13 protein-coding genes are annotated in these 21,514 nt (G+C 38.7%); 9 read left to right on the forward strand and 4 right to left on the reverse strand.

Annotated features, from left to right (window positions below):
* The first annotated feature begins 14 nt into the window (after nucleotides 1-14).
* From UXI14_RS02960 to UXI14_RS03000, 9 genes are all read left to right on the forward strand, one after another.
* Nucleotides 15-1,466: a RagB/SusD family nutrient uptake outer membrane protein gene (locus tag UXI14_RS02960; protein ID WP_335964754.1), complete on the forward strand. Its 1,452-nt coding sequence runs from the start codon at nucleotides 15-17 to the stop codon at nucleotides 1,464-1,466.
* A gap of 153 nt (nucleotides 1,467-1,619) precedes the next feature.
* Complete coding sequence (locus tag UXI14_RS02965) at nucleotides 1,620-2,534, forward strand: dihydrodipicolinate synthase family protein (RefSeq protein WP_335964755.1); 915 nt, start codon at nucleotides 1,620-1,622, stop codon at nucleotides 2,532-2,534.
* Between the two features lie 14 nt (nucleotides 2,535-2,548).
* Complete coding sequence (locus tag UXI14_RS02970; protein WP_335964756.1) at nucleotides 2,549-5,176, forward strand: sodium/solute symporter; 2,628 nt, start codon at nucleotides 2,549-2,551, stop codon at nucleotides 5,174-5,176.
* Nucleotides 5,177-5,193: 17 nt separating this feature from the next.
* The gene (locus UXI14_RS02975) at nucleotides 5,194-6,864 is read left to right on the forward strand and encodes an exo-alpha-sialidase (RefSeq protein ID WP_335964757.1); all 1,671 of its coding nucleotides are present in this window, start codon (nucleotides 5,194-5,196) and stop codon (nucleotides 6,862-6,864) included.
* A 74-nt stretch (nucleotides 6,865-6,938) separates the two neighbouring features.
* Nucleotides 6,939-8,099, forward strand: a complete 1,161-nt coding sequence (locus UXI14_RS02980; protein ID WP_277898349.1) for a sialidase family protein — start codon at nucleotides 6,939-6,941, stop codon at nucleotides 8,097-8,099.
* 31 nt (nucleotides 8,100-8,130) lie between these two features.
* Complete coding sequence (locus UXI14_RS02985) at nucleotides 8,131-9,651, forward strand: PKD domain-containing protein (protein ID WP_335964758.1); 1,521 nt, start codon at nucleotides 8,131-8,133, stop codon at nucleotides 9,649-9,651.
* Between the two features lie 102 nt (nucleotides 9,652-9,753).
* Nucleotides 9,754-12,924: a glycoside hydrolase family 2 TIM barrel-domain containing protein gene (locus UXI14_RS02990; protein WP_335964759.1), complete on the forward strand. Its 3,171-nt coding sequence runs from the start codon at nucleotides 9,754-9,756 to the stop codon at nucleotides 12,922-12,924.
* 230 nt (nucleotides 12,925-13,154) lie between these two features.
* Nucleotides 13,155-13,916, forward strand: coding sequence for a DeoR/GlpR family DNA-binding transcription regulator (locus tag UXI14_RS02995; protein ID WP_335964760.1), 762 nt, complete (start codon nucleotides 13,155-13,157; stop codon nucleotides 13,914-13,916).
* A 246-nt stretch (nucleotides 13,917-14,162) separates the two neighbouring features.
* Entirely contained in the window at nucleotides 14,163-14,843 is a 681-nt protein-coding gene (locus UXI14_RS03000; protein ID WP_335964761.1) for a GDSL-type esterase/lipase family protein, read from the forward strand.
* Nucleotides 14,844-14,871: 28 nt separating this feature from the next.
* Here the strand turns inward: UXI14_RS03000 and UXI14_RS03005 are convergent, their stop codons facing one another.
* The 4 genes from UXI14_RS03005 to UXI14_RS03020 form a co-directional block, all read right to left on the reverse strand.
* Entirely contained in the window at nucleotides 14,872-15,810 is a 939-nt protein-coding gene (locus tag UXI14_RS03005) for a haloacid dehalogenase-like hydrolase (RefSeq protein ID WP_335964762.1), read from the reverse strand.
* A 12-nt stretch (nucleotides 15,811-15,822) separates the two neighbouring features.
* Nucleotides 15,823-16,608 (reverse strand): glycerophosphodiester phosphodiesterase family protein, encoded by a 786-nt coding sequence (locus tag UXI14_RS03010; RefSeq protein ID WP_335964763.1) that lies wholly within the window; start codon nucleotides 16,606-16,608, stop codon nucleotides 15,823-15,825.
* Nucleotides 16,609-16,789: 181 nt separating this feature from the next.
* Nucleotides 16,790-18,220 carry a SusD/RagB family nutrient-binding outer membrane lipoprotein gene (locus tag UXI14_RS03015; RefSeq protein ID WP_335964764.1) on the reverse strand — a complete coding sequence of 477 codons (1,431 nt, stop codon included), beginning with the start codon at nucleotides 18,218-18,220 and terminating at the stop codon, nucleotides 16,790-16,792.
* Nucleotides 18,221-18,230: 10 nt separating this feature from the next.
* Nucleotides 18,231-21,389: a SusC/RagA family TonB-linked outer membrane protein gene (locus tag UXI14_RS03020; RefSeq protein WP_335964765.1), complete on the reverse strand. Its 3,159-nt coding sequence runs from the start codon at nucleotides 21,387-21,389 to the stop codon at nucleotides 18,231-18,233.
* Nucleotides 21,390-21,514 lie beyond the last annotated feature (125 nt).

A 21,514-nucleotide genomic window follows, 5' to 3' on the forward strand; every position in this document is an offset into this window, starting at 1 on the left:
TAAAAAAAAGACACATGAAAACTATATATGGTATTTTAATTAGTTGCTTTCTTCTTGTAAGCTTACAATCTTGTATAGAAAGTGCCGTAGAAGCCGAAGTCCCTTCTAGTATAACGGGGGGGAATTTTCCAAAAACGCAAGGAGATTTAAGGGCGTTGCTCACAGGGCTTTACGATGGTGAAAGAGATGAGTATAACAGAACCCTGTATGGAGAAGATAGAGGGGATTCTTTTGAAGTGGGGCTCATAGGTTCGGTATCAGATTCCTGGGGACAGAATTTAAATGGTGGAAATGGGCCTAATTGGCGTGTTAATTATAATTTAATCAATAACGTTAACATTATTATTGCGGCTTCAGAGAATATTGAATTCAATAGTGAAGCCGATAAGGGTCAAATTTTGGGCGAAGCCTACTTTTTAAGGGCCTTTATATACTTTCAGATGGCTAAAATATGGGGCGATGTTCCATTGATTACTTATCCCGTGGATCAAAATACTGAAATAGTGGGAAGAAGCCCTGTTGCTGAAGTTTTTGCCCTTGTTTTTACCGACATTGAAATGGCATTAAATTATTTCCCCAACCCAGGTTTTGTTTCTAAATATAGCGCAAGTATGCCTGCAGCCTATGCTTTAAAAGCCGATGCCAGTCTATGGAGGGGTAAAGTTTTAGGTGGTGGCGAGTCCGATTTTACAGCAGCTATAACGGCTATAAATAATATACAAGGGGTAGAACTTCTAGATGACTTTGGGGCTATTTTTGATACCAAGGCAAACAACGAAGTCATATTCAGTATTTTTATGGATTATAATGAACAGGCTGGAATGTACGCTAGTACAGTTACTTCAAGAGATGTGAATGTAGACCCTGTTTTAAATCCTGATGTGCCTACTTCTACAAGTTTCAATGCAAGGCATAACTACAGGCCCAGTGAGATTATTATAAATTTATTTACAAACGATAATGATCAAAGAGCAACAAGGACTTTTATCCCAATCCTTACTCAGGATGGTAATGATGCAGATACAGAACCGGATGTGCTTTCAATTAGTCAAAATAAATTTAAAGGAACCGATTTTAATAACGATACCTTTTATGATAATGATATTATAGTATACAGATGGGCAGATATGTTGCTTTTACGGGCTGAGGCAAAGGCAGCCTTGAACCAAGCAACAGGAGCTATTGCCGATTTGAATATTGTAAGGAACCGTGCCAACATTGGGGAGTATAATGGCCCAACCGATAAGGCGTCCGTAGAAAAAGAAATCCTGGACGAACGTGGAAGGGAGCTGTTTTTAGAATTGAAACGGTATTGGGATTTGGTTCGCTTTGATGCGGGGGGAACAATTAATATATACAATCAAGTTCCTAACCTTAATGGAAAGAACATACCGGTTCTATGGCCGGTAAATGAAAATGTAATGGCCGAGAATGAACTCATAGAACAAACAGAAGGATATAATTAGAGTAGCCTAGTTAGCAGATTTTAGGGCGGGGATTTATTTCCTTGCCTTAAAATCAATAACAATAACTATCAAAGGCAAAAGCGACCTTATTTTAATAGGTCCTCTATTGTATAGATAACCAGTGATTAACTTCACATTGATACTATTATAAAAATGAAATTAAACTTTAAAGGGTTGATAGCCGCGGGGTTTAGCCCGTTCAATTTAAATGGTGATATTAACCTTGAACAAATACCTGTGCTGGTTGATAAATTAATAAATAATGGCATAAACGGGTTTTATTTAATGGGAAGCACCGGAGAAGGGCTCTCCATAAAAGTAGATAAACGAAACAAAATAGTTGAAGCATATGCCGAGGCAATAAACAAAAGAGTGCCAATAATTGTAAATGTAAGTCATTCCAGTTATGAGGTAAGTGCCGACCTCACACGGCATGCAATTCAAATTGGGGCCGATGCCGTTTCTGCAACGCCTCCAGCTTATTACAGTATTGACAATCTCGGACAACTAACCTATGCTGTGGAGAAAATTGCAGACTGTCAAGATAGAATACCTTTTATTTACTATCATATTCCAGGTAAAACAGGCCTAAATTTTAAGATGCACCTGTTCCTTGAACAATTGGAAAAGCGGATACCTCAACTTGGAGGTATAAAATATACCGCTCCTGCATTAGATGATTTCATGATTTGCAAGGAAAATTTCGGAGATAGGTTTAAAATGTTTTTTGGTGTCGATGAATTGTTTTTACCTGCCTTGTCAATGGGTGCCGATACTTTTATAGGAAGCACTTACAACTTTATGCCTCCCTATTATCAAACAATATTGAAAAATTATGGTACTGAAAATCATCAACTGGCAGTGGATGCGTACCTTAAAGTAGTTGAGCTTATAGATGTCTTTTTACAGTTTGATGGCCTTGCGGCACAAAAATCTATTATGCAAATGATCGGGCATAATTTTGGGCCTCCAAAGGCTCCTATATTGCCGTTAACAACAAATCAATTTAATGTCTTGGAAAAGAATTTAGAATCTCTTGATTATTTTAAACTCATAAAAGAACATTAAAAAGCTTTTTTTAAATGATGATGATTTTTCAAAAGTATAAGTTGCAATATGTTTTACCAGTACTGTTAATGGTATTGTATATTTTTCCTGCAAGGTCTCAAAAACTTGATTCCATAACGGGGTTGCAGCATCAATTTTTACCCAATTTGCCTTCAACCACAGTTTCCGTACCTTCTTTAGGGTATGCGGGAATGTTTGGTGCCCCGGTGCAAAATGGCATATTGGCAATGGGGGGCGCTAATTTTCCAGAGGGAAAACCTTGGGAGGGAGGAAAAAAAGTCTGGAGCAGCTCTATTTATCTTTTAAGGGATAATAAATGGGAATTGCTAGACAAAAAGTTACCTTCCCCAATAGGCTATGGCGCTTCTATTGCTATTGATGAAGGTGTTTTATGTATAGGAGGTAACAATCAAAAAGGTAGCTCTTCTAAGGTTTTTTTAGTGAAACTAAATCAAAATGATGAAATATCCATCATAAATTTCCCCCCCTTACCACGGCCTTTGTCCAATCTTACGGCAGTTAGGGTTGAAAACAGCATATATGTTGCCGGTGGAGACAATAAAGGGCAGAGTTATGGCGGTTTTTATCAGCTAAATTTAAATGCCCATAAAAAATGGAAGGTTTTAAAAAGCATGCCCGGACCTGCAAGGAGTTTTCATAGTATGGCCGTTCAGGAAACTTCTTTTTCAAAAAAAATATTTGTGTTTGGCGGCAGATCATTGCAAAAGGGAGCTGGTACAGAACTACTCAACACATATACATCTTACAATTTAAAAACACAAAAATGGGACAGCATTTTACCTATAACGGTACATGGTGAAAGTAAAACAATAATGGCGGCTTCGGCTCAGCCCATAGGTTCCATGGGGATTCTTCTTTTTGGGGGGGATGACGGGAAGCTGTTTTCTGAGTTAGAAGCCTTGGAAACAAAAATTAGCAATACCGATAATGATGTTATAAAACAAGGGCTAATAAAGAAAAAGAGCGGTATTCTAGATACACATCCGGGCTTTAGCCCAGAAATATTATCATTCAATACCATTACAAAAAGTTGGATGGTTTACGATTCCATTGCAAGCTTTCCAGTAACTTCTTTGTCTTTTAAAAGTGGTAGGGATTTTTATTTTGTTTCTGGTGAAATCCGCCCTGGAATCAGAACTCCCAAAATAATGCGGTTGTCAATGGGAAGACATTCGAAATCTTTTGGAGCACTTAATTATGGCATACTTATAGCTTACCTTCTCATTTCCCTGTTTATTGGATTATATTTCTCCCGAAAACAAAAATCTACCAATGATTATTTTAAGGGAGGTGGCCGGGTACCTTGGTGGGCCTCTGGTTTAAGTGTGTTTGGGACTTTATTGAGTGCATTGACATTTATGGCAATACCTGCAAAATCATTTTTAACGGATTGGTCTTATTTTTTTCTTAATATGGCAGCTATTCTTATTGTTCCGGTTATTGCAATATATTTTATACCCTATTTTAACAAGTTAAAAATTAATACGGCTTATGAGTTTCTGGAAGTCAGGTTTAATTATACAGCCCGGGTCTTGGGCAGTATTTCATTTATACTTTTTCAATTGGGGCGCATAGGTATAATTTTGCTTCTTCCTTCTTTGGCTATTTCTATAGTAACGGGTATTCCAGTAGAAGCCAGTATTTTAATTATGGGGTTTTTATGTATGGCGTATACCACGTTTGGAGGGATTGAAGCTGTTATATGGACAGACGTCCTACAGGTTATTGTTTTAATGGGAGGAAGTATTTTGGTTATTTTCTGGATACTTTTCCATTCAGAAACCTCTTTGTTAGATGCAATCGATATGGCCTCTGCCGATCATAAATTCAATATTATAGACTGGGACTTTAACTTTACATCTTCTACCATATGGGTGGTGCTTCTCGGTGGGTTGGCATCTTCTTTGATCACGCAAGGAACAGACCAAACAATTGTGCAGCGTTATCTTACCAGCAGCAGTGTAAAAAATGCAAGAAAAACACTATATACCAATGCAGTACTTACCCTGCCTGCAACGGTTATATTTTTTGGAATCGGCACTTTGCTGTTTGTTTTTTATAGTAAAATGCCCGAAAAGCTTTCTCCAGATATACAAATTAACGATTCTATATTTCCATGGTACATAGTCAATGAGCTTCCCATAGGGGTGTCGGGACTTTTAATAGCCGGAGTGTTTTCTGCGGCCATGTCGAGCATTAGCAGTAGTTTGAATTCGGTTTCCACTGCTTTTTGCAATGATTTTTACCAAAAATATTACCCTAAGACCCCAGATTTAAAATTGTTGCTTATTGCTAGGGTCGCAACTTTGGTTATGGGAGCTATTGGGGTTGCTTTTGCATTGTGGATGGCCAATTCTAACATAAAATCATTATGGGATCAATTTTACCGTGTGCTGGGCCTAATAACCGGTGGTCTGGGCGGTATGTTTTTGCTTGGTATTATAACCAAAAGGGCAAATGCAGCCGGTACTTTATGGGGAGTATTGCTAAGTGCGGTGGCGGTATGGTACATAAGCAGTTATACAAAAATTAATTTTTTACTCTATTCATTCATAGGCTTGGCATTGAGCTACCTTCTGGGATATGCCTTGAGCTTGATATTAAAACCAAAGACCAATTAAATAAAAAAATCATAAAAATGTGTCAAGATAATATAATACTCAAACGATTTCTTTGTGCAACCATCTTTATTGCTATGATTGTTTCCTGCACAGAAAAGCCAGAAAATATTATTGTAGAACAACAACAAAAAATTTATCCGGTATTGAAGAATAAGGAGGTCAATCAATTATTGTTGATAGATGTTATACTGAAGGATACTTTGAAGCCGGCTGTTCTAAAAGAAATGAGCATCAATTTAAAAGGTACTGATGTAAACGATTTAAGTTCGGCAAGTATTTTTCATATAAAAGAAAAGCATAAAATAGGGGAGGACCCTATGTTGTTTTCAACCTTAAAAAAGCTTTCAGAAGAAATTACCTTCAAAGGAAATTTCAAACTAAACAAAGAACACAATTACTTTTTACTATCGTGTACACTGAAAGAAAACGTTGATATTACCCATAAAGTAATGGCCTATTGCGAGTCTGTTGCCACCGTGGATGGATTTGTTGCCGCTAGACCACTTAAAGCCCCAAAAAAATTAAGAATGGGGGTGGCAGTTAGGAAACATGGGGATGATAATGTACACACCTATCGAATTCCGGGGATGGTTACCACTAATGATGGAATATTGCTAGCCTCTTATGATGTAAGAAGAGACATGTCAAGAGACTTGCAGGGAGACATAGATATAGGAATTAGCAGAAGCTTGGATGGTGGCAATACATGGGAACCAATGATAATTGCCATGGACAAAGGTGAGTATGGAGGCCTGCCAGAAAAGTTTAATGGTATTAGTGACGCCTCTTTACTTGTGGACAAAAAGACGAATACAGTTTACTTGGCCGGACTATGGATGCACGGCGTTATAAATAAAGAAGGAAAATGGATTGAAGGCCTTACCGATGAAAATGATGAATGGAACCATCAATGGAAGAACAAAGGATCCCAGCCTGGATTTGGTATTAAAGAAACTTCTCAATTCCTTATTTCCAAAAGTAACGATAACGGTAAAACATGGGGTCAGCCCATTAACATAACCAAAATGTGTAAGAAAAAAGGATGGTGGCTCTTTGCTCCTGCACCGGGAAGAGGCATTACAATGCATGACGGAACCTTGGTATTTCCAACACAGGGAAGGGATGAGCAAGGAGTATCTTTCTCTAACATTACCTATAGTACAGATAATGGCAAAACATGGAAAACCAGTAATCCAGCACATAATAATACTACCGAATGTGCAGTTGTCGAGCTTTCTCCAGGTGTATTAATGCTAAATATGCGGGATAATAGAAACAGAAAGAATAAAAGCAAAACCAATGGACGTGCCGTCTATATTACAAACGATATGGGTAAAACATGGAAAGAGCATTCTTCTTCGCATAAAGCGCTCCCAGAACCGGTATGTATGGCTTCATTGTATCAATTTAATTTAAACAAGGACAATAGCAACAATTCCGTGTTATTGTTTTCTAACCCCAATACCAAAGAAGGCAGGAACAATATCACATTAAAGGCCAGTGTGGATAATGGTAAAACATGGCCAGAAGAAAAGCAGGTTCTCCTCGATGAAGGTTATGGTAGAGGATATTCTTGCATTACCCATGTAGGCAAAGATTATGTGGGGGTACTTTATGAAAGTAGCCAGGCAGATATGACCTTTCAAAAAATACCGCTTAAAGATCTTATGATAAATGATACAAACTAAAAGTTTTAAAAATGGAACAAATTCTTAAACTAAAATCACGAATGTTTATGATGAAGTGCTCAATATTTATATGCATGGCACTATTATTCTCAAATTGCGTAGAGGATCCAGGCGGAAGTTTAATTGTAGACGAAGACAATAATTCTTCTGATGGTACCAAGTATCCTGGAAGCGATGGGATAAACTTTATTTATGAAAAAGGACAGGAAGGGTACTCGTGTTATAGAATACCTGCGCTTTTAAACATAGATGATGAAGTGCTGTTGTCTTTTGCTGAGGCAAGAAAAAACAACTGCTCTGATACCGGAGATATTGATCTGGTTGTAAAAAGGTCTACCGATGGAGGTGCAACTTGGTCTGAAAATATTATGGTATGGAACGATGGTGGCAATACATGTGGGAATCCCGCTCCAGTTTATGACGCAGAAACGGGTGAAATAGTATTGTTGGCTTCTTGGAATAATGGAAACGATGATATTGGTCCCATTAACAGCGGGACTTCCATCGATACCAGAAGGGTATATGTAATTAGATCAGGCGATCAGGGGTTGACCTGGAGCGAACCGGAAGAGATTACTGTCGATGTAAAATTAAACAACTGGCGTTGGTATGCCACTGGGCCCGGTTCTGGTATCCAAGTAACCAAAGGAACTTATAAAGGGCGTCTGCTTGTTGGCTGCGATTATATAGACGCTCAACGAAAAGGATATTCTCATGTTATCTATTCAGATGACCATGGGGGATCATGGAAAATTGGAGGCATATCTCCAGAACCCCAAACCAATGAATGCGAAATTGCCGAGTTATCCAATGGGTCACTGATGCTAAACATGCGGAATAGCAACAGTGGAGATAAACGAAGAAAAGTGGCCATAAGCCAAGATGGCGGGGAAAACTGGGATTATCTTGGGCTCGACAATACTTTAATTACGCCTATTGTACAGGCAAGCCTACACAGGTATAGTTTTGAGGGAGACCTTATTGACGAAAATATTTTGTTGTTCTCCAATCCTGCTGATTTTAACGATCGGAAAAACATGACAGTCCGGTTAAGTAACGACGATGGCCAAACCTGGTCAAAGTCTTTAATGCTCCACAATGGTTTCGCAGCCTATTCAGATTTGGCAAATTACAAAGATTACAGAGCCGCGATCCTTTATGAAACTGGCGAGACCGAAGACGATCGATATGACGGAATATCTTTTGAAACCTTTTCGCTTGACAAATTAAAATAACCAATCAAACAAACAACTAAAACCTTAAATTATGAAAAATGTACATTTACCCTCGTTGCTTTACTTTCTGTTACTGACATTATTCTTTTCCTGTAGCGATGACGATAGCTTGGCGGAAAAAAATATGGATGCTGCCTTTAAAGCTGATATTCAAAACATTAATGCTGGGGAAACGGTTCAATTTACAGATATGTCCATTGGAAATATTTCTAAATGGAACTGGACATTTAAAGGGGGAACACCTCCTACATCTTCTCTCCAAAACCCAGAAGTAACATTTAATGCTTCGGGAACGTATGCCGTGTCCCTTCATATTAGTGGTAGCGGGCAATCATCATCTATAAGTAACGAAGAATTTATTGTTGTTAACGCACCTGAAATTCAGGTAGACTTTAAAGCAAATAAGACCAGTGCCAGAGAAGGCGAAAATATAACATTTACAGACATGTCCAGTGGAAATCCCAATAGCTGGAAATGGGAGTTTATCCCTTCAAACGGGGCTTCATTTATTTCGGAAGAGCAAAACCCAACGGTGGCCTTTGAAGATCCCGGTACATATACCGTAAAACTTACAGCCTCAAATGGAGATAAGTCTAGTCAAGGCGTAAAAAATGATTATTTAGCTATAATCGACGCAACTTCTGTTGAAGCAAACTTTACAGCTGATAAAACAAACACATATACAGGGGCTAGTGTTGCTTATACGGACACTTCAGTAGGAACGGCAACCTCATGGAACTGGACTTTTGAAGGCGGGACTCCAGCAACATCCAATGAACAAAATCCAACGGTAGTTTACAACACTTCCGGAAGGTATAAGGTTATTTTGACGGCCTCGAATAGTGAAAAATCGTCGCTGGTAGAAAAAGAAAATTATATAATGGTTATTCCTGGGGAAAGTTTGGCAGCCTTTTATCCCTTGAACGGAAATGCTAACGATATAGGCCCGAATGCAGTAACTACCAATGTGGCAGGCTCCATAGATTATACAGGTGCAAACAGAAATGGTATGGAGAATACTACAGCTACATTTACAGGAAGCAGCGCTATTATTGCATCAAATAATGCAGCCATGAATTTTGCGACTTCAGATTATAGCGTTGGGTTATGGGTTAAAACCGATAACACTACAAAAATGATGTTATGGCAGGAAAGTGGTGCCAATGGTCCAGGTGATAATCAAACATGGTTGCGTTTGGGAGATAATACCAGTGATAGGCTGTTGCGTTTTGCAACTGAGGATTCTGGTGGAGGCGCTATTTTAAATGTAGGTGCTGCGGAAGTCCCAACGGGCGTAGCTGATAATAATTGGCACTTCTTGGTTTGTGTAAGGCAAGGAGGCTTAACCAAGGTGTATGTGGACGGTACTTTATCTAAAGAAATGTCGAAAACAGTAACAAAAGAAGTATCAAATGGACAAGACTTTAAAATCGGAGCCCAAGAAACTTCGCCGGGAGAATTAGGGAACTATTATCAAGGAGCTATAGACGATATTGTTATATACAACAAGGCCTTAACTGAAACAGAAATTGCCACTTTATATGGATTATAAATTTTATAGGGTGTGGATATTAAATGGCGCTAAAGGGATATACATATTAAAAAATAATTAATTTGGTTCCACATTATTAATTATTGAAAACATACAAAATACATGACCACATTACCACCCAACATTAAAATCATAATGCTAACCTTGCTATCAGCATTATATGGCTTTTCCCAAAAACACCCAGAATGGGAGGACCTGTCCGTTGTCTCTGTCAATAGGGAAGAGCCACATGCAACTTTTTATGTATATAATTCCCTAGAGGAAGCAAAGAAAAATGATTTTGAAAAATCCGAAAACTATAAATTGTTGAACGGAGCATGGAAATTTCATTTTTCCAGTAAACCTCAAGACCGCCCAACGACATTTCATCAAATGGATTTTAATGTTGATAACTGGGAGGATATTCAAGTGCCGGGAGATTGGCAATTGCAAGGCTATGATTTTCCGCTCTATACAAATATTGAATATCCCTTTCCCATAAACCCACCGTATGTTAATAATTCTTATAACCCGGTAGGCTCGTACAAAAGGAAATTTACAATTCCGAAAACTTGGAACGGGAAAGACGTTTATTTATATTTTGGCGGCGTAAACAGTGCCTTTTACGTATGGGTAAACGGTAAAAAAGTAGGTTATAGTGAAGGGGCAAAAACCCCAGCGGAATTTAACGTTACGCCATATTTGAAAAAAGGCGAAAACGATTTGGCCGTTGAGGTTTATCGCTGGTCGGATGCCAGTTATTTACAAGATCAGGATTTCTGGCGTTTAAGCGGGATAGAACGCGATGTATACCTGTATGCAAAACCTAAAATAAGCATCAAGGATTTTTTTATAGCGGCATCTTTAGGCCAAAGTTATACTTTGGGGATGTATTCGGCAAACATACTGCTGAAGAATACATCGAAAAGCAAAAATGGATGTGCCATAGAAGTTACCCTTTGGGATGAAGAAGAGGTTTTGTACAGGGAAGAAAAGCAGTTGATGATTAAAGGTGAAGGCAACGATTCTGTTTATTTCGCATATGAACTAAAGAATGTTAAGCCCTGGAGTGCCGAATCACCAGAATTATATACGTCGGTTATCACTTTAAAAGCGGAAGGTGAGGTTCTGATGTCGACCAGCAATAAAGTGGGCTTTAGAAATGTGGAAATAAAAGGCGGAAATCTTTTGGTTAACGGGCAGCCTATTATACTTAAAGGTGTTAACAGGCACGAGCACGATGAGTATACAGGGCACGTAATTTCCAAAGAGAGCATGCTGAGGGACATTCGGCTCATGAAACAAAATAATATCAACGCCGTGAGGACTTCACATTATCCAAACGACCCTTATTGGTATGAGTTGTGCGATACCTATGGTCTGTATGTTTATGATGAAGCTAATATAGAAAGCCATGGCTTTGGTTATGATGAAGACAAAACCCCTGCTAACAAGCCGGAATTTGAAAAGATGCACCACGATAGAATATACAGGATGGTCGAGCGGGATAAAAACCATCCATCGGTTATTGTATGGTCCATGGGGAACGAAGCTGGCGATGGTCCCGCATTTGTAAATAATTATAAATGGATTAAAAACCGCGATGCATCTAGGCCCGTTCATTACGAACGTGCAGAGCTGGGGGAAAATTTTAAAGAGCGGCACACCGATATTATCGCATGGATGTACGCAAGTTTAGAGGATATCGATAAAAATTACATAGGCAAATATCCCGACCGGCCTTTTATATGGTGCGAATATGCACATGCAATGGGAAATAGTAGCGGGAATTTGATCGACCTGTGGAATTACGTGTATAAACACCCGCAACATCAAGGAGGATTTATATGGGATTGGGTAGATCAGGGATTGGTTAAAACAGATAATTCCGGTACAAAATATTGGGCCTATGGTGGAGATTTTGCCCCAAGCCAGTATCATAACGACGGTAATTTTTGTATGAACGGATTGGTTAACCCAGACAGGTCACCGCATCCGGCATTATTTGAGGTAAAAGATATTTATCAAAATATTGATTTTACTTTAAAAGAAACTCTTAATTATACCTTTGAGGTTAAGAACAGGTTCTTTTTTACAAACTTAAAAGAATATGCCTTTGGTTACGAGCTTATCGAAAATGGAGTGGGCGTAAAGCAAGGCATGTTGAAAAGTTTTGATGTGGCACCCCAAAAATCCATTTCCTTTACCGTACCGGATCTTGCCAATTCCTTAAGCAAATCAAAAGAATATTATATAAATTTTTACGTAAAGACGATAAAACAAAAAGGCTTGGTCCCCCATGAATATATAATTGCGCGTAAACAGATAAAACTAAACCGTGGAGTTGAATACGCAAAAATACAAGTGGCTTCTTCACTAAGGGGAGAAAAACCTCGGATAGAAGAAGATGGAGAAAAAATCAAGATTTTTAACCAGCGTTTTTCTGTTGAATTTGACAAAAAGAACGGGCTGTTAAGTTCGTATAAGGTTAATGGATATGAACTGATACAACGCGGGCCTAAAATAAACTTTTGGCGTGCTGCAACCGATAATGATTTTGGAAATGGATTGCCGAAAAGGGGGCATAAATGGAAAAAGGCTTCAGAGCATTACAAAATTAGCTCCTGTAAAATTTTAAACGCATCTAAAGAAAATGTTTCGTTAGAAATTTTATACAATATAGCCGAAGTTTATTCAACTTATAGAACAGTATATACTATTTATGGCGATGGTAGGATTAAGGTAGACAATAAATTTATGTTCGGATGGGAAGATAGCGCAACACCTGAAGAAAAAAAGCAAGGACTTTCGGAGTTGCCAAGATTTGGGATGAACATTATATTGCCCAAGGAATATAACAATGTAGAATGGTATGGGAGAGGGCCTCATGAAAACTATTGGGACCGCAGGCAATCGGCTTTTATGGGTATATACAAGGCCAAAGTAAAGGACTTGTACTTTCCGTACAGTCGCCCACAGGAAAATGGATACCGGACCGACAACCGCTGGGTTAAATTGACTAATGAAGAAGGCATTGGCTTGTTGTTTTCGGGGGTGCCGACCATATCCTTCAGTGCCCATCATAATTATATATCGGACTTTGATGCCGGGGAAAAAAAGCAACAACGGCATACCACAGATATAATCCCCAGGGATTTAATAAGCCTGAACATAGATTATAAGCAGATGGGCGTGGCCGGTGATAATAGCTGGGGAAGAAGAACATACGAAAAGTACCGGTTAAAGCCGGTTAATTGTGAATATAGCTATTACATATACCCAATAAATAAATAGTAAGTAGTTTTTTGTTTTTGATAGTTTACAATTGAATATTACATAACCTTGGCAATAATTTTTCAATGTCGATAAGAATGCATAAACATATTGAGTTAATTAATGATTTCAATACTATTTTATAATGCAAAATTAAAAGCTAATTTTATTTTTTATATTTTTAGATAATTATCTTTGTAATTTCTTACATAGATTTTTACCTCCCATATATTTTAAATAAAATTTATTGCATGAGTACTATCGACAGACACAAAAGTATACTTGAAAAAATTAACCAAGAAGGTCAGATCAAAGTTCAATATATATGCGATAAAATGGATGTTTCTCCTGTTACGGCAAGAAAAGATTTGAAGTTTTTGGAAGAAAAAGGGTTGCTATACAGGGTTCATGGTGGCGCTACATTGCATAACCCTTATGCTACCGATAAGCATGTTAGCGAAAAGGAAAAGATTCACTTGGACGAAAAAATGAGCATTGGCCTGGCAGCATCAAAGCTCATTACGGCCAATGACTCTATTTTAATAGGCTCCGGTACAACGGTATTGGCATTGGCAAAAAAAATAGAACCAAAAGAAAATTTAACGGTCATAACATCTGCCTTAAACGTAGCCCTAGAATTAAATAAGCACCTTGAAATCGAGGTTATTCAATTGGGGGGCGTGCTTAGAAAAAGGTCTTCGTCTGTTACAGGACTATATGCAGAAAACAATCTGGCCGATTTTTCTTGTAGCAAATTTTTTTTAGGAGTTGACGGGATTGACCTCGATTTTGGATTGACCACCGCAAATGTCATGGAAGCACACTTAAACAGGCAAATGATTCATGTGTCCCAAAAAACCATTGTGTTGACCGATTCCACAAAATTTGGAAAACGAGGGTTTGGAAAGATTTGCGGCTTTGATCATATTGATGAAATAATTACCGATGAAGGCATCTCTGATTTCACCAAAAATGCCTTGGAAGATTACGGAATAAAGGTAACCATTGTTTAAAAACAGTACGATTTTTTTCGATATTTACCATTCTTTTTTGCAATAGCAATATCAACATAGTGTGTCCTTATTATTAAAATAGCTTATAAAAAAGGTTAAAAAATGTTGCTTGAAAATAGTTACAAAACACTTCCCATTAATCAAAATCCCTTCAATTAATAAAATAAAAAATAATTTATTGACGCAGGTTCTATAAAGTTTCTTTATATTACGTATTATTTCTTTTTTTACATTATTTTATTTACTATGAAAACAAAAAGATACTATTGTATTGTTCTTATTACTTTAAGTTTTTGCATGTTAAATGCGCAAAATAAAACCATAGATACTACGTATAGGCCTAAAACATACAATGTTCAGGTTCGTCAATTTAAAAGCTATGCAGACAATCCAAATGATATTGTATTTTTAGGAAACAGTATAACGGCAAGGGCACATTGGAATGAATTGCTAGAGCTTCCCAATGCACGTAACAGGGGAATATCTGGAGATACAACTTTTGGAGTTCTGGAAAGGTTGGATGAAATAACCGAGGGCAAGCCCGAAAAGATATTTATGCTTATTGGCATTAATGATATTTCGCGCAATTTTCCAGACAGTGTAATTTTAGATAATTATGAAAAGATAATACAGCACATTCAAAGCAAATCCCCCCATACCAGATTGTTTGTGGAAACAATCCTTCCGGTGAATAGTAATTTTAAAGCTTATGAAAGGCATTACCATAAGGACAATCATATTCTTGAGGTAAATAAAGGGATAAAAGAATTGGCTGATAAATATAGTGTGACCTTGATTGATTTATATCCGTTGTTTTTGGATAATGAAGATAGGTTGGACGCTAAATATACGGATGAAGGACTTCATCTCAATGAAATTGGTTATTTGCACTGGAAAAAGATCCTCCAACCGTATTTGGCTAACTAAGCTAACATAATCTAACTAATTCTTTTGTTTAATGAGAAGAGTTTATTTTTACGTTCCATGCCCTGGAAACGTAATGTGTCTTTGCATTAACGGTGTCTTTACATGGGACTTCAATTGCGTGATGTTGTGTCCAAAAAGTTTTTAGGGTTTTACCGTTTAATTCCCGCACATTGGTTTCCGAATAGATTTTTTGGTCGTTTGGGTTTACAATAATTTTAATTCCGGTGGAGCGCTCCATCATCTCCAGATCTCCCCTGCTGTTCCCACCAACTATCATGGGGCTTGCTTTTATAAAGGTTTCAATGGTTTTTGCCTTGCCTTCTTCCTGCGGGATAGGGTATACAAGTTGATCGGTAAGAATGCCATTTGAAATAACAGACTTAACCCCTATAATCCTATTTTTAGGAATTCCAAGTTCTTCATTTACAAATCTTTGATAGAGCACTTCGGGTGAGGCAGTGATAACCCATACCTCAAAACCAAATTCTTTAAGGTTTAAAAGGAATTGCTTCATTTCTGGATAGAATTTCTGCCCGTACTTTTCTTTATAGGCATTCATGCCCATTGTTTCTACTTCGCTCACGGGAAGCCCTGCTAAAAAATTTATCCTTCGCTTTACATAATCGGTTCCTTGGTTATCGCCGTGCAATAAAGAATCTACTATGGCCATTTTGGAAACCGAAAGGGAATCTTTTTTGCCTTTATAATGTTCCATGGCATAAGCAAATAGGGCTTCATCGGCTAAATAATATGGCGCTTGACCAAAAAGGGTCCCGTCGCAGTCAAAAACGGCCACTTTTCTTCCTGTTTGGGACATGGTTGAATCGAGGTAGTTTTTTATGCTTGTATTGATCTCCTCATCCCATTGGGGTATTTTTTGATAAACCTGAGCATTTATCGATAAAAAACAGCAGAAAAATAGTAAAAAAATAAAGTTTGTCTGTATGGGGGTTTTTCGACTTTTCATCTTATAAATGGTTTATTGGGTAATTCCCATAAGCTTTTCGGGCGCATCGGTAGTTATAAAATCTGCTTCTAGTTTCAGCATCTCCTTCATGTCTTCAGCATTGTTAACGGTCCATACGTTCACGGTCATTTTTTCGTCATGGGCTTCTTTTACCCATTCAGGATGCTCCCTAAATACATTTATGTTGTAATCAATGCCTGTGTAACCATCCAATTTTGCCTTGTTGGGCGCAATATCTCCTTTAAGGTATGCAACTGGCGCATTGGCATCCAATTGATGGACCAATTTTCCGGCATCATAATCAAAACAGATATATTCAACCATCTCGGATCCGTTTAATTCATGGACCATGTCGACTGCCATTTTTGTTAGTTTAAGAGTGCGTTGCTTCCCCGAAGGCGCAGTTTTAATTTCTAATATGAGTTTTGTTTTGTGTTGCTTGAGCCCTTCTTCTAAATATGCTTTTAACGTTGGTATTTTTTCCCCGTTGGAAAGCGATTTGGAAAGTAGTTCTTTGTATGTTGATGTTTCAATGTCCAGTCCCTGAAAATCCTTGTCGTGATTAACAACCATTATGTTGTCTTTTGTTAGGTGGACATCAAATTCAGAGCCGTAACACCCCAAGTTTATGGCATGCTTTAACGATGCTATTGAATTTTCGGGCAATTGTTGTTTTTTCCATGCCCCCCGATGTGCAATGGTGGGATTTGTTGCATTTTCGCTACAACTTATTAAAAATAAGGCTGTTCCGGCAATTGCATAAATGAAATTTTTTTTTATAAGTTTAGTAAGGTTCATTTTTCCTGTTGAATATGTATGTTGAATGAATATGTTTAAAAGATTGAAACTTATGTTACCGCCCCAAGCCTGGTGAAATGTTTTTCTGGTTGATGGAAAACCAACTGTTTTGACATCCCAAGCTACAGAGCGGTTTTATATTGATGTTTTTTTATTTATAAGGCGTATTTAAATAATTTGATTATTCGTCCCACCAAACCTTGGTGTTAATATCATCGGGTCCGCCCAACATCTCGACGGCTTCTTGATAATTTGCCTGATTGTTTATCTGAACATCCGATGGGTAATAAAAACGGGAAGGCATCATGGCGTTGTTCTGCATGGCATCAGTGGTAGGCAAAACCGGTAGCCCTGTACGTCTGTATTCAAACCATTGTTGATAGTCGGTAAAATAGAGGGCATAATATTTCTGAAGCATGATTTGTTCCAAACTTCCATTGTATGCCACATCTGGATTGTCGAAAATAGAATCTTCAACTTCGGCCCCGATTTGTTCGATAGCTGCTTTAACGCCGTTTTCATAATGAGTTTCTGCATTGTCGATAAATCCCCTTTGGGCTACTTCGGCTTTAATAAACTCGACCTCTGCATACGTTAACAAGAATATCTGCATGGGGTTTTCTACTTGTTCTATATTAAAGGTAGATGCATCATAATCAAATTGCGACTCTGGCCCTGAATATGCACTGGGGATACCTTTGTAACCAATCTCCTCATTGTTTTCGTCATGAGCCAAGGTGGCTATAAAAGGTCTTCTGGGATCTTCAAATTGATTCAAGTTATCAAGAAAAAATGAAGCAACTTTTACGTTCAACCGAAAATCCTGTGGTCTTCCCCACGGAGAAACATTTGGTGTTACGCCAGTTACCTGAAGTATAGCCGACTCGTCTGTACTTTCAAATACAGGATATTTACTGGGGTTGTTAATCATGGCGGTTAATTTTTGGAAGGCATTGGTTTCCGTTTTGTTGGAAATCCTAAGCAACAATCTCATGTGGAGCGAATTGGTAAATTTTTTCCATTTCATAACATCATTAAAAAATAGAATGTCTTCCGCATAGATCATGTCTTCATCTGTTTCATACATTGCATTGGCTTTTTCCAGGTCGTCCAGAATGGTTTGATATATAGATTCTTGCGAGTCAAATGCCGGGTACAATATACCTTCTTCTCCTTTGCTGGCTTCTGTCATGGGAACAGGGCCGAAAAGATCGGTTAAATTGGCATATACCCATGCGTTTAAAGTTAAAGCAATGGCCTCGTAGTTGGCATCTTCCGCAGAAATTGCCGCTTCTTTCATTTCGTCGATATTGTTTAGCCATCTGTAGTACCAGTACCAAGATGAATTTCCTATGTTTTGGCTGACATCGTAGCGATGAAGCCCACCGGAAACACTTGGAAAAGGCAACGAGACTTGCATCAGGTCGAAAGTAATGCTGGCACTTCTATCTGCATTATGTGTTGCAAGACCGTAAATAATAGGGTTTATTAGGGTTCCCGGGCTTATTTCTGAAATGAGGTTCGGGTCTGTGTTTACTTCTTCAAAATCACTCGTGCAACCTGCCATTATATAAGCGGCAAGACAAAATATGATATATTTTATATTTTTCATTGTAGTTGTTTTATAGGTTAACTTTTAAACTAAAACCATAAGTGGCCGGTGAAGGCATTTGTCCCATTTCAATCCCCGGTAAAATAGTGTTGCCGTTTAGTGCGGCCGTTTCGGGGTCGTAAATAGGAAAATCGGATATTACGGCAAGGTTTCTTCCAAAAACACCTATGTTCAACGATCTTATTCCTGTATTGTCTAGCCATTTGCTGGGAAAATCGTAAGAAAGGTTTATTTCCCGTAATTTAATATAAGAGGCATCAAAAGAATTAGATTCGACATTGGCCCTTCTGTAGTATCTTGTGTACCAATCTGGTGTCACTACTTCCGTTGTATTTTCAGAATAGGTGCCATCGCCATTATCTACAACACCGTCGCCCACAATAAAACCTGTATCCCTTCCGTAGAAAGTTGAGGCAAGCTTTCCTTGCTCTGTAAGCTTGTGGTGTGTTTGCGAGTAGATAATGCCTCCATATTGCCCCGCCATCATGATGTTTACATTAACATTTCCTATTTTGAAATTATTGCTTAAGCCCGCTTCCCAATCAGGGCTGGCATCTCCTATGTATTGAATTTCATCGGGATATGCAGGCAGGCCTCCATCATCATAAACAATACGCCCATCGGGAGACCGCACGAACCCGTAGCCATATATGGCAGTGGTTGTCCCGCCTTCTTTGGCTATAAGTGTTGCCTGGCCTCCGGACCCTATTTCCTGTTGTCCTTCAATGCCGTCGGCTAATTCCATAACACGGTTCCAGTTTCTGGACCAAATTAAGGTTGAGCTCCATTTAAACTTGTCAGATTTCATGATTTTTCCCGTTAGGGTAAGTTCTACCCCGCGGTTTCTAACCTCCCCCGAGTTTAGCACTCCGGAGCTGTACCCGGTTGTTATGTCAAGGGGAACGGAAAGGATCTGGTTTTTTGTAACTGTTTGGTATATGGTAGCTTCTAAATTAATCCTATTATTAAAAAGCCTGGATTCGAAACCAGTTTCGTAGCTGGTGGTAATTTCTGGTTTAAAATTGCCATTGTACAAGGTGGTCGGTACGGTAGCGGCGCTCGGAAACTCGTTTTGACTATAATACTTACTGGTTTTATAGGGGTCTGTGTCATTTCCTACCTGGGCGAAAGAAAAGCGGTATTTTAGAAAATCAATGGCATCGGGTAAGTTAAAAATATCAGAAACTATAAAACTTGCGTTTGCAGAAGGATAAAAGAAAGAATTGTTTTGAACGGGCAGTGTGCTGGACCAGTCATTTCTTCCGGTAAGGTCCAAGTAGATTTTATTGTTGAACGATAAAGACAATAGGCCGTACAAGCTATTTACTTTTTTATTGCTGTCGTAAGTTTGAATCACTGGATTGTTTACGCCGTTGGAAAGCTTGTATACGCCCGGCACTACCAGTCCTTCTACAGAGGCATCGGTCCGTCTGTATTTGTAATCCCGTTGGTTTCCGCCAAGAGAAGCAGATAATGAAAATTTCTTGGATAGTTCTTTATTGTAGGTCAATAGGAAATCGTTGTTTATTTCCTGCTTCCATATATCCTGGTTTTCAAAATAACCCTTTGCATAACGGTTTATACTATATGGCCTGTGTTGTTCTCTATCTTGGCGGTATGTGTTCAAGGAAGAACGCACCATAAGTTCCAGATCGGGTGTTATTTGGAAGTTGGCATATATATTTCCTACAATCTGGTTGCTTTCAAGGGAGTTGGTGGCTTCGTATGCAATAAGGTACGGATTGTCGATATACGAGCTGAAAGGTTGTATTTGCTGAATGTTTTCCTGGCCATCCTGCCAAATAGGGCGGTACCAATCCAAGTCGACATTCGGATTTTGGAAAATCATAAAATAGGCTATTGAACCATTGTTGTAGCCCGTGCTTGGGAGATTGTCGCTGTTCCGGTTGTTATAGTTAATTACCGTACCTATTTTCACGCTTTTAGAAACTTGGTAGTTCCCGTTAACAGAGGCGGTAATCCTTTCAAAACCGGTATTTGGCATGATCCATTCGTTTTTTGAATGCCCAATTGATGCCCGCATGGAACCGTTTTCGCCCCCGCCTTGAATGGATACATTGTTGTTGATGGTCGTGCCCATTTTCCAAAAATCCTTCCTGTTGTCTTTGTATGGTTTCCAAGGCGTTCTTTGGGCCCCCTGTCCTTCTATTGTTGGGTCGTATTGATAAAAATCCTGACCATTGAATTCTGGTCCCCATGCACTACTGGTGCTTCCAGTGTTGTTTCCATCTTGCGAACTTCCGTAGGAGTAATACGGATTTCCGTCGTCATCAAAACTCTTTCCCGTTCCCTGTCCATATTTGTATTGCCAGTCCGGCCATCTTTGAATAACATCCAGGCTTAGGTTGGAGTTGTATGTAATGCCCAAGCCTTGTTTTTTTGTCCCCGATTTTGTGGTAATAATTAAAGCGCCATTTGCGGCCCTGCTTCCGTATAAAGCCGTTGCCCCCGGCCCTTTAAGGACGGTAACGCTTTCTATATCTTCAAGGTTTAAGTCGGAAATACCATTACCGTAATCTATGGGCGAATCATCTCCGGTATATGCAGAGGATGATCCCGAGGTTGTCATTTCACTACTTACGGGAACTCCGTCAACTACAATTAATGCATTGTTGCCATTAGGGTTAAGGGAATTATTGCCCCTTAATGTTATTTGTTGCGAATTAATAGGCCCGGATCCCGACGATACAATGTTGAGCCCGGCCACTTTCCCTTTTAATCCGGAAGACCAGTTGTTTGGCACCGTTTGCGAGAGGTTGTCGGATGAGACAGTGGCCTGTGAAAACCCAAGCTTTTTTTCTTCCCTTTTAATTCCCAGTGCAGTAACCACAACTTCGTTAAGTGTGTTTGTTTCGGCAGTCAGTGCAACCTGTACGGGGCTATTTGCTGTTGCAGCGACTTCCTGGGTTTTAAAACCTATAAAAGAAACCTCTAAAGTGGTTTGCCGTGCTGAAATTGACAGGCTGAAGTTTCCGTCAAAATCGGATGTAGTTCCATTGTTTGTGTTCTTTTCAATAATGGTAGCCCCGGGTAGTGGCATCCCTTCTTGATCGGTAACCTTTCCTGTTATTTGGTTGTTTTGCCCCCATGCTATTAAAGGTAACATGCACAATATGCATAACAGGGATCTAAGTTGTTTGTTTTTCATTACATTATCTTTTAAGTTTTTTTAAGTGAGTTAATTCGTTATATTTCGAAATAACAAATATTATACAGTCAGATTACGAATGTAATAAAAAATAACTAATAACAATGCTTTTATTTCAATATTTG

The organism is Galbibacter sp. PAP.153 (assembly GCF_037029175.1).
Lineage (GTDB): Bacteria > Bacteroidota > Bacteroidia > Flavobacteriales > Flavobacteriaceae > Galbibacter > Galbibacter pacificus.

Coding starts and splice junctions, on each gene's coding strand:
- UXI14_RS02970 (WP_335964756.1), top strand. CDS start 2,549: ATGATGATGATTTTTCAAAAGTATAAGTTGCAATATGTTTTACCAGTA.
- UXI14_RS03005 (WP_335964762.1), bottom strand. CDS start 15,810: ATGAAAAGTCGAAAAACCCCCATACAGACAAACTTTATTTTTTTACTA.
- UXI14_RS03015 (WP_335964764.1), bottom strand. CDS start 18,220: ATGAAAAATATAAAATATATCATATTTTGTCTTGCCGCTTATATAATG.
- UXI14_RS02990 (WP_335964759.1), top strand. CDS start 9,754: ATGACCACATTACCACCCAACATTAAAATCATAATGCTAACCTTGCTA.
- UXI14_RS02975 (WP_335964757.1), top strand. CDS start 5,194: ATGTGTCAAGATAATATAATACTCAAACGATTTCTTTGTGCAACCATC.
- UXI14_RS02980 (WP_277898349.1), top strand. CDS start 6,939: ATGGCACTATTATTCTCAAATTGCGTAGAGGATCCAGGCGGAAGTTTA.
- UXI14_RS03010 (WP_335964763.1), bottom strand. CDS start 16,608: ATGAACCTTACTAAACTTATAAAAAAAAATTTCATTTATGCAATTGCC.
- UXI14_RS02965 (WP_335964755.1), top strand. CDS start 1,620: ATGAAATTAAACTTTAAAGGGTTGATAGCCGCGGGGTTTAGCCCGTTC.
- UXI14_RS03000 (WP_335964761.1), top strand. CDS start 14,163: ATGAAAACAAAAAGATACTATTGTATTGTTCTTATTACTTTAAGTTTT.
- UXI14_RS03020 (WP_335964765.1), bottom strand. CDS start 21,389: ATGAAAAACAAACAACTTAGATCCCTGTTATGCATATTGTGCATGTTA.
- UXI14_RS02995 (WP_335964760.1), top strand. CDS start 13,155: ATGAGTACTATCGACAGACACAAAAGTATACTTGAAAAAATTAACCAA.
- UXI14_RS02960 (WP_335964754.1), top strand. CDS start 15: ATGAAAACTATATATGGTATTTTAATTAGTTGCTTTCTTCTTGTAAGC.
- UXI14_RS02985 (WP_335964758.1), top strand. CDS start 8,131: ATGAAAAATGTACATTTACCCTCGTTGCTTTACTTTCTGTTACTGACA.